The sequence below is a fragment of the Methylobacterium sp. PvP105 genome (genome assembly GCF_017876975.1).
Taxonomy (GTDB): domain Bacteria; phylum Pseudomonadota; class Alphaproteobacteria; order Rhizobiales; family Beijerinckiaceae; genus Methylobacterium; species Methylobacterium radiotolerans.
Genome location: NZ_JAGIPA010000001.1, coordinates 4051139 through 4063577, shown reverse-complemented (window position 1 = coordinate 4063577; position 12439 = coordinate 4051139). Strand labels below are relative to the sequence as shown.

The following is a 12439-nucleotide window of genomic DNA, read 5'->3' as shown; positions in this document are numbered from 1 at the left end:
CCCCCGACACACGTCAGGTCGGTGCGACCTGTGGTCTATGTGTAGGTGCCCGGCAATGGAGTGTCGAGGCGCGAGGGCCCGATCCAGCACGCGAGCCACATGTTCCGCCTGGAGACCCAGCCCGTCGTGGATCTGATGGCGGCAGCTCGTCCCGTCGGCGACCACGAGATCGTCGTGCCCGGCGGCGCGCAGGGCGGGGAACAGCGACAGCTCCGCCATCGCGAAGGACGTCTCGATCGATTCCGGCCGGTAGCCGAAGGCGCCCGCCATCCCGCAGCAACTCGATTCGATGACCCGCAGGTCGAGCCCCGGGACCGCCCGGAGCACCGTCTCGACCGAGCCCATCGCGCCGAAGGATTTCTGGTGGCAGTGCCCGTGCAGATGCGCGACGCGGCCGCCCTGGTCGGCGAACGGCAGCGCGATCCGGCCCGCCGTCAGGTCCGCCGCCAGCAACTCCTCGAACAGGAACGACCGCTCGGCCAGCAGCGCCGAGTCCGCGCCCGGCAGCAGCGCTGCGAACTCGTCCCGGAAGGTGAGCAGGCAGGACGGTTCCAGGCCGACCACGCGGGCGCCCGCGCGGAGGAACGGCAGCAGCGCGTCGAGGGTGCGGCGCGCCTCCTGGCGCGCCCGGTCGGTCTGGCCGGCGGAGAGCCAGGTCCGGCCGCAGCAGAGGGGACGCCGGCCGCGGGACGGGTAGATCCGGTGCAGCCGGTAGCCCGCGGCCCGCAGCACGCGCTCGGCCGCCTCGAGGTTCTCCCGCTCGAAGGCGCGGTTGAAGGTGTCGCCGAACAGGATCACGTCGCGGTAATCCCCGACGACGTCCTGCGCGTGGGCGGGCTCGCCCTGCTCGCTCCAGGGCCGGCGCCAGCGCGGCAGCGAGCGCTTGGCCGAGAGGCCGGCGAGTCGCTCCGACAGGGCGGCGAGGGCCGGGTATCGGTCCCGCAGATTGAGGAGCGGCGCCAGCTTCGCGGCGGCCCCGGCATAGAGCGGCATCGCCGCGATGAGGCGCTCCCGCAGGGGAAGCCCGTGGCGGGCGTGGTAGTGGTGCAGGAACTCGATCTTCATCTTGGCCATGTCGACGCCGGTCGGGCACTCGCGGCGGCAGGCCTTGCAGGACACGCAGAGATCGAGGGTGCGCTTCATCTCCGGGCTGGTGAAGGCGTCCTTTCCGAGCTGGCCCGAGATGGCGAGCCGCAGCGAATTGGCCCGGCCGCGGGTCAGGTGCTGCTCCTCCCCGGTGGCCCGGTAGGAGGGGCACATCGCGCCGCCGGCGAGCTTCCGGCAGGTGCCGTTGTTGTTGCACATCTCGACGGCGGAGCCGAAGCCGCCCCAGTCCGACCAGTCCAGAGCGGTCTTCATCGGGGCCGAGACCGCGTAGTCCGGCTTGAACCGGAACAGGCTGCGATCGTCGAATTTCGGCGCCCGCACGATCTTGCCGGGGTTGAGTCGGTTGTCCGGGTCGAACGCGTCCTTCACGGTCTCGAAGGCGCGGGTGAGGGTCGCGCCGAAGAGCGGCTCCACGAATTCCGAGCGCGAGATGCCGTCGCCGTGCTCGCCGGAATACGAACCCTTGTAGCGACGCACCAGCTCGGAGGTCTCCTCCGCGATCGCCCGCATCCGCCGGACATCGCCGGCGTCCTTCATGTCGAGGATCGGGCGGACATGCAGGCAACCGACCGAGGCGTGGGCGTACCACGTGCCGCGGGTGCCGTTCTTGGTGAAGACCTCCGTCACCGCGTCCGTGTAGTCGGCGAGGTGCTCCAGCGGGACGGCGCAGTCCTCGATGAAGGAGACCGGCTTGGCGTCCCCCTTCATCGACATCATGATGTTGAGGCAGGCCTCGCGGACCTCCCAGACCGATCTCTGGCGGGCGGGCTCGACCACCTCCACGACGGCGTCCGGAAAGCCGTGATCGGCCATGCAGGCGTCGAGTCGCTTTAGGTCGCGCCGGAGGGTCGCGAGGTCGTCTCCGGCGAACTCGGTCAGGAGCAGGCAGTTCGGCTTGCCTTTGGTGATGTCGGCGAGCGTCGTGCGGAACAGCGGGATGTCGGCGCCGAGCACGAGGACGTTGTTGTCGACGAGCTCGACCGCCACCGGGTCCAGGCCGACGATGTGCCGCGTCGTCTCCATGGCGGCCCGGAAGGACGGGAAGTGGCACACGCCCATCACCCGGTGCGTCGGCAGGCGCGAGAGCTTCAGCGTCACCGCGGTGGTCGCGGCCAGCGTGCCCTCGGAACCGACGAGCAGGTGCGCGAGGTTCGGCTGGGCCTCGATCAGCGCATCGAGGTTGTAGCCGCCGACACGGCGCTGAACCTTGGGGTAGCGCGCCTCGATCTCGGCGCGGTGATCCTCGGCGAGGCCGCGCATCCGCGCGGCCAGCGCCGCGGCCCGATCCGATCCGTTCACGCCCGGATGAGCGTTGCCGGTCAGGTCGAAGCCGAAGGCCTCACCGTCGTGGAGCAGCGCCTCGATCGCCAGAACGTTGTCGCTCATCTTGCCGTAGCGCAAGGAGCGGGCCCCGCAAGAATTGTTGCCCGCCATGCCGCCGATGGTGCAGCGGGTCGCCGTCGAGGGCTCGACCGGGAAGAACCAGCCGTCGGCCTTCACCCGGGTGTTCAGGCGCTCCAGCACCATGCCGGGCTCGACCGTGATCGTGCCGGCCTCCGCGTCGTAGGCCAGGACGCCGTTGAAGTACCGCGAGCAGTCGACCACGAGCCCCGACCCGATCGGCTGGCCGTTCTGCGAGGTGCCGCCGCCGCGCAGGATCACCGGCGCGCCGTGCTCGGCAGCGATGCGCAGGGTCGCGGCGATGTCGGCGGCGGAGCGTGGCAGCACCACACCGGCCGGCATGATCTGGTAGATCGACGCGTCGGTGCTGTAGCGCCCGCGGGTGAACGCGTCGAAGCGCGCCTCACCCTGGAGCTGCTCCGCCAGCCTGCGCGGCAATCCGGCATCCAGCCGCGCCGCGGCACGCGGCGTCGGGGCATGCGCCCTCGCTTCCGTCACGATCGATCCCTCCCGGGATGGGACGCGCCCACCCGCCGGGAAATGTATTCAAAATTCACTGCGGAGCAAACCGGCCGCGGCGTCGCGCCGGGAGGTCTGCCGGCGCCCTGCGCGGCGGCATGCCCCGAAGGACGCCGCGATCGTCGCCCGGCGCGCGGCGTTTTTCAATTCCGCGGCGACCCGGCACGTCCGGCGCCGCGTCCGCCGAACCGATCGCGATTCGGAAACGGCCTCAGTGGTTGTCCCGCGGGACCCCGGAGGCCTGCGCGACCTTCTGGAACTTCACCGCCCCCTTCATCACCATACCCTGGTCGAGCTGTTCGACCTGATCGCGGTAGATCTCCTGCCAGGGCGTCTGAGTCGCCGGGTAGGGATAGCCGCCGCGCGCCGCCAGATCCGCGCGCCGGCGGGCGAGTTCCTCCGCCGGCAGCAGGATGTCGGCGCTCCGTCGGTTGAGGTCGATGCGGATGCGGTCGCCGGTCTGCAGCAGCGCAAGCCCGCCCCCTGCGGCCGCCTCGGGTGAGGCGTTCAGGATGGCGGGCGTTCCGGAGGTGCCGGATTGCCGGCCGTCGCCGATGCAGGGCAGGGAGGTGACGCCGCGCCGGATCAGGGCGCCGGGCGGCTGCATGTTCACCACCTCGGCGGCCCCCGGATAGCCGATCGGACCGGCCCCGCGCATGATCAGGATGGTGGTCTCGTCGATGTCGAGCGCCGGGTCGTCGATCCGCGTGTGGTAATCCTCCGGACCGTCGAACACCATGACGCGGCCCTCGAAGGCCATCGGGTCGTTCGGATTGCGCAGGTAGCGGGCTGCGAATTCCTCGGAGATCACGCAGGTCTTCATGATCGCCGAGTCGAACAGCGTCCCCTTGAGGTTCAGGAAGCCCGCGCGCTCCATCAGCGGCGCATCGTAGGCGCGGATCACGTCGCGATTCCAGCTGTGCCGTCCGCGGTAATTCTCGCCGACGGTCCGGCCGTTGCAGGTCAGGGCGCCCTCGTGGACCTTCCCGGCCTCGATCAGCTCGGCGAAGACCGCCGGGAGGCCGCCCGCGCGGAAATACTCCTCGCCGAGCCAGCGGCCGGCAGGCTGCATGTCCACCAGGAGCGGGATCTCGAACCCGACCCGTTCCCAGTCGTCGCAGCTCAGCGGCACGCCGATATGCTTGGCGATGGCGTTGATGTGGATCGGCGCGTTGGTCGACCCGCCGATCGCGGCGTTGGCCACGATGGCGTTCTCGAAGGCCTCGCGGGTGAGGATGTCGGACGGCTTCAGGTCTTCCCAGACCATCTCGACGATCCGCTGCCCGGTGGCGTAGGCGGCCTGGCCGCGCTCGCGGTACGGCGCCGGGATCGCCGCCGAGCCGGGCAGGGCGAGCCCGAGCGCCTCGGCGAGGGCGTTCATCGTCGAGGCGGTGCCCATGGTGTTGCAATGGCCGGTCGAGGGTGCCGACGACCCGACGATGTCCATGAACTGCTGGAAGTCGATGTCGCCCGCCGCGTGCCGCTCGCGCGCCTTCCAGACGATCGTGCCCGAGCCGGTCAGCTCCTTGTGGAAGTAGCCGTTGAGCATCGGCCCGACATTCAGCGAGATCGCCGGGATGTTGACCGTCGCCGCCGCCATCAGGCACGCCGGCATGGTCTTGTCGCATCCGGTCAGCAGCACGACCCCGTCGAGCGGGTAGCCGTACAGAACCTCCACCAGGGACAGGTAGGCGAGGTTGCGGTCGAGCGACGCGGTCGGCCGCTTCCCCGTCTCCTGGATCGGGTGACAGGGAAACTCGAAGGCGACGCCGCCGGCCGCCGTGATCCCCTCCCGCACCCGCTTGGCGAGCTCGATGTGGTGGCGGTTACAGGGTGAGAGGTCGGAACCCGTCTGGGCGATGCCGATCAGGGGCTTGCCCGACCGAAGCTCCTCCGGCGTCAGGCCGTAATTGAGGTAGCGCTCCAGGTAGAGGGCGGTCATGCCCGGGTTGTGGGGGTTGTCGAACCAGGCCTTCGAGCGCAGGTCGGCGGGCGTGATCCGGCGTTTGTCGCTCATGGTCGCTTCCTCGCATCCTGGGGCCGGCGCTGGCGATCCGGCTTCTGTGTTCCGCTGCCGCCGCGGGCGTCGCGACATCGGTCGCGGCGCCGCGGGCTCGATCTTGCAATACTCCGGCGGGTAATCAGCCGCAGCACCGTCGACGCTGGATTGATTTCAGGACAGCATCCGCGTGTCACCGTCGATGGAGATGGCCTGCCCCGAGATCGTCCGGCCGCGCGGCGAGCAGAGCAGCAGGATCTGGTCGGCGAGCTGCCGCGCCGTGACGTATTCCTTCACCGACACGAACGAGAACGCCCGCGCCTCCATGTCGGCGAAGCTCGTGCCCTGCTGCTGGGCCTTCGATTCGAGCACCCGGCGCTGGCGATCCCCGGCGACGAGACCCGGCAGGATCGCGTTCACCCGGATCCCCGCGCCGCCGAGCTCGATCGCCAGGGACTTGGTGAAGCCGATCACTCCCCATTTGGCGGCCGCGTACGGACTGCGCAGGGCGAATCCGAACTTGCCTGCGGCCGAGGAGAGGTTGACGATCGAGGCGTTGGCACTCTGGCGGAGGTGCGGCACCGCCAGCCGCGCGCAGTTGAATTGGCTGGTCAGGCAGACCGTGAGGCAGCGGTCCCAGTCCTCGGGGGCGATCTCCTCGACCCGGCCGGTCGGGCCGGCGATCCCGGCATTGTTGACCAGCACGTCGAGGCCCCCGAGGAACTCGACCGCCTGGTCCATCATCGCGGCGACGGCGTCGCGGTCGGCGACGTCGGTGCGGCTGCGCCCGACGGTGTCGGGCAGTGCGGCCAGGGCCTCAGCGTCGATATCGCAGGCGAAGACGCGCGCGCCTTCCTCCACGAACGCGTCGACGATCCCGCGGCCGATCCCGGCAGCGCCCGCCGTCACCACGACGCGCAGGCCGGCAATTCCCAGATCCATGGTCAGTCCTCTCCCTGAACGTCCCGCAGGCCGCCGCGGGTCAAGATGAACTCCGCGGCCTCCCGGATGTCGGCCGCGATCGCGGCCGCGGCCGCCGCGCCGTCCCGAGCCTCGATGGCCGCCACGGCCTCGGCGTGCCGCCGGAGCGCGAAGCCCTGGAGCAGGCGTTCCGGATGGGCGCGCAAATCCAGGTTGATCACCGGACCCGCCTTCAACCAGAGGCGGGCGATGATCTCCTGCAGGGGTCCGAGCCCGCAGGCGCCGTAGATCGCGAAATGCAGGTCGCGGTTGAGCTGAACGGCCCGCGCCCTGTCGGGCTCCGGCGCCTCGGCCTCGGCCCGGAAGGCCGCCTCGGCGCGCCGGATCGCCGCGAGCTCGGCCGCCGTCCGACGCTCGGCGGCCCGCGCCACAGCGATGCCCTCGACCGCGATGCGTGTCTCGACGAGGGCGCGGAAAGCCGGGGCCCCCATGACCGGTACCCGGATCACCCGATTCGGCGCCACTTCCAACACGCCGTCCGCGGCGAGCCGGCTCACCGCCTCGCGCACCGGCATGACCGAGACGCCGAGGGCCGCCGCGCTCTGGCGCAGGGACAGCCGGTCGCCCGGCGCCAGCCGCCCCGAGGCGAGGAGGTCCGACAGGGCCTCGTAGACGGTATCGGACAGGGTCCGCCGCGCGAGCTGGGGCAGTTCGGCGAGGGCCAGGGTGGAATTCATGTGCCGACACTAGACGGATCCGGCACTATCGCGCTAGTGATCTGTGATCACAGTTCGGGTGAGGGCCGTCAGAGCCCGCCGCAACAACCCGGCTGGAGGACACGCACGGGAGCGGAACGATGACGGACCGGTACGGGGATTCCCTTTCTCGCCGCAGCCTTCTGCGCGCCGGCGGCGCGGCGCTCCTCGCGCCGGCCTTCGCGAGCCCGGCGCTCTCTCAGGGACAGTCGGAGGTGATCCGGATCGGCCATCTGACGCCGCGCACGGGCTTCCTCGGCCCGCTCGGGGAGTTCGCCGTGCAGGCGGCCCAGCTCGCGGTGGAGGAGATCAACGCCGCCGGCGGCATCGCGGGCCGGAAGGTCGAGCTGCTCTCGGAGGACAGCGTCAATCCGCAGACCGCCTCGGCCAAGGCCGAGCGCATGGTCCAGCGCGACCGCGTGGCCTGCCTCGTCGGCGAGATCAACTCGGCCTCCGCGCTGGCGATCAGCCAGGTCGCCCAGCGGGAGAAGATCCTGTTCATCAACACCGGCGCCAACTCGGACGCGCTGCGCGGCTCCGACTGCAAGCGCTTCATGTTCCACGTCGAGTCGCAGAACACCATGATGGTGCGCGCCTGCGGGCGGGCGCTGCTCGACCGGGGCCTGATCAAGGGCCGCAAGGTCTACGCGCTCACGGCCGACTACGCCTTCGGCCACGATCTCCTGAAGCAGGCGAAGAAGTACTTCGCGGCCAACGACGCCACCCTCGTGGGCGAGGACCTGATCCCCACCGAGCTGACCGACTTCTCGCCGTTCCTGCTGAAGCTCCGTCAGGCCAAGCCGGACCTCGTGATCTGCAACCTCGCGGGCGCGCAGATCACCAACTTCCTCAAGCAGTACAGCGAGTTCGGCCTGCCGTTCCCGGTCGCCGGATTCGGCTTCGACACGGCGCTCGCCTGGGGCGCCGGGCCGGGCAACTTCCTCGGTACGTGGCCGGTGATCTGGCATCACCAGATCGACTCGCCCTCGGCCAAGAAGTTCGTCGCCGCCTTCAAGGCCAAGTACAAGAAGCCGCCGGAGAACCAGGGCTGGGGCGACTACACCGCGATGAAGATCGTCGCGCAATCCATGAACGAGCTGAAATCGACCGAGTCGATCAAGGTCGTGGAGCACCTCGAATCGGGCGCCAAGTTCGACATCGCGAAGGTCCGCGAGGGCTATTTCCGCCCCTGGGACCACGAGCTGATGCAGGAGATGTTCGCGATCACCGCCCTGCCGGCGGATCAGGTCAAGAACCCTTTCGACATCTTCACCTCGACCGGCCCGCTGCCCGGCCCCGGCGAGAGCCTGGAAGTGCTCGCCACCACCCGCGACGAGAACGCCTGCACCTTCCCGGCGTGAGGCGGCCATGCAGCTCGTCTTCATCCTGGAGCAGGTGCTCAACGGCCTGCTGATCGGCGTGCAGTACCTGCTGATCGCGCTGGGCCTGTCGCTGATCTTCAGCCTGGGCGGGATCGTGAACCTCGCCCACGGCGCCTTCTACGCGATCGGCGCCTACATGACCGTGCTGCTGACGCCGACCATCGGCTTCGGCGGCGCCCTCGTCGCCTCGCCGCTGGCGGTGGCGGTGCTCGGCCTGCTGATCGAGCGGTTCCTGCTGCGGCGCTTCTACCGCGGCGACCCGACGCTCGGCCTCCTCCTCACCTTCGGGCTCGCCATGGTGGCCGAGCAGGCGCTGCGCATGGCCTTCGGGGCGGCGCCGGTGCCGTTCGGGATCCCGCCGTGGCTGCGCGGGCAGGTCTTCATCGGCGACCTGATCTACTCGCGCTACCGGCTCTCGATCCTCGTGGTGGCCCTCGCCTGCGTCGCCGGCCTGTGGCTGCTGCTCACGCGGACCAGCTTCGGGCGCGTGGTCCGGGCCGGCGTGCAGAACCCCGACATGGTCGCGGCGCTGGGCATCTCGCTCCGGCCCTACATGACGGCGGTGGTGACGATCGCGGTGGGGCTCGCGGCGCTCGCCGGGACCATGATGGCGCCGGTCACGGGCGTGCAGCCCGCCATGGGCGCCGAGATCCTGACCTTCGCCTTCGTGGTGGTGGTGATCGGCGGTCTCGGCTCGTTCTGGGGCGTGGTGCTCGCCGCGCTGATCGTCGGCGTGGTCCGGGGCCTCACCGCCTACGCCTACCCGCCGGCCACCGAGGCCGCCGTCTACGCCCTCATGGTGCTCGTCCTGCTGCTGCGCCCGCGCGGCCTGTTCGGCGAGCACATCGCCCGGTTCGAGTGAGCGGAGAGCGTCCCATGTCCGGAACCGCCGAGCCGCTGCCGCTCGCCCTGCCGCAGCGCGGCCTGATCCTGCGCGAGAGCCGCCAGCTCTGGGCCGCGCTCGCCGCGCTGATCGTCCTGCCCTTCGCCCTCGACGCGATCGGCCTGACGCTGATCACCGCCACCGACGTGGTGATCTTCGCCCTGGCGGTGCTGGGACTCAACATCCTGGTCGGCTGGACCGGGCTCACCTCGTTCGGCCACGGGGCGTGGTTCGGGATCGGCGCCTACGCGGTGGCGATCCTGCAGACACGGCTCTTTCCCGGCGACATGGCGCTGCCGCTCCTCGGCGCCCTGGCGATCACCGGATGCGCGGCCCTGGCCGCCGGCGGCCTGATCCTGCGGCGGCGCGGCGTCTACTTCTCGCTCCTGACGCTCGCCTTCACGGCGATGCTCTACGCCATCGCGTTCCGGTGGACCGACCTCACCGGCGGCGAGAACGGCATCGGCAACCTGCACCGCTGGGCGGCGCTGCAGGAGCCCGGCGCCTACTACGCCGCGGTGTCCGGCATCGCCTTCGCGGTGCTGGTCGCCCTGTGGCGCTTCCGGCGCTCGCCGATGGGCACCGTGCTGGTGGCGATCCGCGAGAACGAGCAGCGCGCGGGCTTCCTCGGCTACGCCACCAACCGCTACAAGCTCGCCGCCTTCGTGATCTCGGCGACGATCACCGGGCTGGCGGGCGCGCTCGCCGCCTACAGCCACCGCTTCACCTCGGCCGACCCGATCTCCATCGCCTTCTCGGGCGAGCTGCTCGCCATGGTGGTGATCGGCGGGATGCGCTCGTTCCTCGGACCGGCGCTGGGCGCGCTGTTCTACATCCTGTTCCGCGAGTTCCTGTCGATCTACACCGCCGACTGGCTTATGTACTTCGGCCTGCTGTTCGTCGCCTTCATCGTGTTCTCGCCGGACGGCCTGGTCGGCATCGCGGCGCGCCTCATGAAGCCGTTCCGGCGCGTCCCGTCCGAGGGTGCGGCCATGTCGGCCCGTCGCGCCGGAGCCTCCGGTCGCGTCCCCGCCCGCTTCATCGCGGAGGGGCGCGGCAACGGCCCGGTTCTGGTCGCCGACGAGATCCGGAAGAGTTTCGGGCCCGTGAAGGCGGTGCGCGGCGTGTCCTTCGCGGTGGAAGACCGGACGCTCCACGCCCTGATCGGACCGAACGGCGCCGGCAAGACGACCGCCTTCAACCTGCTCTCGGGGATGTTCCGGCCGAGCGGCGGCAGCATCCGCCTCGACGGAAGCGAGATCGCCGGCCTGGAGCCGCACGCCATCACCCGGGCCGGGATCGGCCGCTCGTTCCAGATCACCAACCTGTTCCCGGGCCTCTCCGTGGAGGAGAACGTCCGCCTCGCGGTGCAGGCCCGGCACGCCGCGCATTTCAGCCCCTGGCGAGACGCGCTGGCCGTCCGCGAGATCGCCGACGACACCGCCGAGCTGCTGCGCTGGACCGGCCTGTCCGGCATCGAGCGGGCCGAGGCCGGCAGCCTGTCCTACGGCGGGCAGCGGCTCCTCGACATGGGTCTGGCGCTGGCCACGCGGCCGCGCGTCCTGCTCCTCGACGAGCCGCTCGCGGGCCTCGCGGCCGCCGAGCGCGAGCGCGTCGGCGATCTCATCAAGGCGCTGTCGGCCGACATTCCGGTGCTGCTCGTCGAGCACGACATCGACCGCGTCTTCCGCCTCGCCGACCGGGTGACCGTGATGGCCGACGGCGCCGTACTGGTCGACGGCTCGGTCGCGGACGCCCGGGACGACGACCGGGTGCAGGCGGTCTATCTCGGCTCGGGCACGGCGGCGATCGCCGCGAAGCCGCGCGCCAGCGCCGCGGAGGCCGAGACGCTGCTCGCCATGGAGGGCGTCGACACCTTCTACGGCAAGTCGCACATCCTCAACGGAGTGAATCTCGCGGTCCGCCGGGGCGAGGTCGTGGCGCTCCTCGGACGCAACGGCGCCGGCAAGTCGACCCTGCTCAAGACGCTGATCGGCACCGCGCCGCCGGCCGCCGGCCGGATCGTGCTCGGCGGCAAGGACATCGCCGGTCTGTCGCCCGACCGGATCGCCCGGCTCGGGATCGGCTACGTGCCGCAGGGGCGGGCCCTGTTCGCCGGCATGACCGTCGCGGAGAATCTGGGCCTCGGCCGCCTGCGGCGGCTCACCGGCGCCGGCATCCACTGGGACGAGGAGAAGGTCCTCGAGTTCTTCCCGCGCCTGAAGGAGCGGTGGACCGTCGACGCGGCCCGCCTGTCCGGCGGCGAGCAGCAGATGGTCGCGGTGGCGCGGGCCCTCTCGGGCGACACGCGGCTCCTCTTGCTCGACGAGCCCTTCGAGGGCCTGTCGCCGGCCGTGACGGAGGAACTGTTCGAGGCCTTCGACCGGCTGCGCCGCGAGATCGCGATCATATTGGTGGACCACCACCTCGACCTCGCGCTGGCGCTGTCGGACCGGACGGTGGCCCTGGAGCGCGGCAGCGTGCAGTGGACGGGCGCGTCGCGTCTCCTGCGCGAGGATCAAGAGCTGAGGCGGAAGGTGCTGTGGCTATGATCGAGAGCGTCGCGATCGTCGGCGCCGGCCTGATCGGCCGGGCCTGGGCGATGATCTTCGCCCGCGCCGGCTGGGACGTGCGCCTGTTCGATCCCGCGGCGGGCGTCGCCGAGGCCGCGATCCCGCTCTGCGCCGAGGGGCTGCGGACGCTCGCGGCGCATGATCTCTGCGCCGACCCTGCGGCCGCCGCGGGGCGCATCGGCGCGGCCGGCACCCTCGCGGCCGCCCTCGACGGCGTCGCCTTCGTGCAGGAGAACGGGCCGGAGCGGCTGGAGGTGAAGCGGAGCCTCTTCGCGGACCTCGACGCCGCGGCGCCGCGGGATGCCGTCATCGCCTCGTCCTCCTCGGCGATCCGCTGCTCCCTGTTCACCGAGGATCTGCCGGGTCGGGCGCGCTGCCTGATCGGCCATCCGGTCAACCCGCCGCACCTGATCCCGCTGGTGGAGATCTCCGGCGCTCCGTGGACGGCCCCCGACGCGCTGGACCGGGCCCGGCAGGTCTACGAGCAGATCGGGCAGGTGCCGATCACCGTGCTGAAGGAGATCGAGGGCTTCATCCTCAACCGGCTCCAGGGCGCCCTGCTGGCGGAGGCGTTCCGCCTCGCCTCGGAGGGCTACGTCACCCCGCAGGATCTCGACAAGACCGTCGCGGACGGCCTCGGCCTGCGCTGGAGCTTCATGGGTCCGTTCGAGACGATCGAGCTCAACGCGCCGGGCGGCATCGCCGATTACTGCGCGCGCTACACGGGCTTCTACAAGAGCCTCGCCGCCGACCCGGCGCCGCCCTCGGTCTACGAGGCACCGGCCACCGAGGCCATCCTGGCCAACTGGCGGTCGCCGACCGATCTGCCCGCACGCATGAACCGCCGCGATTCGCGGCTGGCGGCGCTCCGCGCCCACAAGGCTTCACGGAAGGACTGA

At 70.9% G+C, this 12439-nt stretch carries 7 protein-coding genes and 1 pseudogene; 4 read left to right on the top strand and 4 right to left on the bottom strand.

Translation table 11 applies throughout. From position 1 onward, the window contains the following. Nucleotides 1-66: 66 nt before the first annotated feature. The 4 genes and pseudogenes from J3A75_RS20015 to J3A75_RS20000 form a co-directional block, all read right to left on the bottom strand. Nucleotides 67-3006, bottom strand: a pseudogene (locus J3A75_RS20015) (FAD-binding and (Fe-S)-binding domain-containing protein); the annotation flags it as partial. 232 nt (nt 3007-3238) lie between these two features. Next, nucleotides 3239-5044: an IlvD/Edd family dehydratase gene (locus J3A75_RS20010; protein ID WP_012319857.1), complete on the bottom strand. Its 1806-nt coding sequence runs from the start codon at nt 5042-5044 to the stop codon at nt 3239-3241. Nucleotides 5045-5200: 156 nt separating this feature from the next. Beyond that, complete coding sequence (locus tag J3A75_RS20005) at nt 5201-5968, bottom strand: SDR family oxidoreductase (RefSeq protein WP_029357525.1); 768 nt, start codon at nt 5966-5968, stop codon at nt 5201-5203. Between the two features lie 2 nt (nt 5969-5970). Beyond that, the gene (locus J3A75_RS20000) at nt 5971-6684 is read right to left on the bottom strand and encodes a GntR family transcriptional regulator (protein WP_012319855.1); all 714 of its coding nucleotides are present in this window, start codon (nt 6682-6684) and stop codon (nt 5971-5973) included. Nucleotides 6685-6803: 119 nt separating this feature from the next. Here J3A75_RS20000 and J3A75_RS19995 point away from each other — a divergent pair, with 119 nt between their 5' ends. Genes J3A75_RS19995 through J3A75_RS19980 form a run of 4 tightly spaced genes read left to right on the top strand, consistent with a single transcriptional unit; the run spans nt 6804 to nt 12439 of the window. After that, nucleotides 6804-8063 (top strand): ABC transporter substrate-binding protein, encoded by a 1260-nt coding sequence (locus J3A75_RS19995; RefSeq protein ID WP_070999785.1) that lies wholly within the window; start codon nt 6804-6806, stop codon nt 8061-8063. Between the two features lie 7 nt (nt 8064-8070). Continuing rightward, on the top strand, nt 8071-8946 hold the full coding sequence (locus tag J3A75_RS19990) for a branched-chain amino acid ABC transporter permease (protein ID WP_012319853.1): 876 nt from the start codon (nt 8071-8073) through the stop codon (nt 8944-8946). Between the two features lie 14 nt (nt 8947-8960). Then, a complete protein-coding gene (locus J3A75_RS19985; protein ID WP_209650702.1) occupies nt 8961-11519 on the top strand; it encodes a branched-chain amino acid ABC transporter ATP-binding protein/permease in 2559 nt (852 codons plus the stop codon). Beyond that, nucleotides 11516-12439, top strand: coding sequence for a 3-hydroxyacyl-CoA dehydrogenase (locus tag J3A75_RS19980; protein ID WP_209650701.1), 924 nt, complete (start codon nt 11516-11518; stop codon nt 12437-12439). The genes J3A75_RS19985 and J3A75_RS19980 overlap by 4 nt, the downstream gene beginning before the upstream one ends.

Excerpts from the sequence above, each read along its gene's own strand:
- J3A75_RS20010 (WP_012319857.1), bottom strand. The coding sequence starts at position 5,044 with ATGAGCGACAAACGCCGGATCACGCCCGCCGACCTGCGCTCGAAGGCC.
- J3A75_RS20005 (WP_029357525.1), bottom strand. The coding sequence starts at position 5,968 with ATGGATCTGGGAATTGCCGGCCTGCGCGTCGTGGTGACGGCGGGCGCT.
- J3A75_RS20000 (WP_012319855.1), bottom strand. The coding sequence starts at position 6,684 with ATGAATTCCACCCTGGCCCTCGCCGAACTGCCCCAGCTCGCGCGGCGG.
- J3A75_RS19995 (WP_070999785.1), top strand. The coding sequence starts at position 6,804 with ATGACGGACCGGTACGGGGATTCCCTTTCTCGCCGCAGCCTTCTGCGC.
- J3A75_RS19990 (WP_012319853.1), top strand. The coding sequence starts at position 8,071 with ATGCAGCTCGTCTTCATCCTGGAGCAGGTGCTCAACGGCCTGCTGATC.
- J3A75_RS19985 (WP_209650702.1), top strand. The coding sequence starts at position 8,961 with ATGTCCGGAACCGCCGAGCCGCTGCCGCTCGCCCTGCCGCAGCGCGGC.
- J3A75_RS19980 (WP_209650701.1), top strand. The coding sequence starts at position 11,516 with ATGATCGAGAGCGTCGCGATCGTCGGCGCCGGCCTGATCGGCCGGGCC.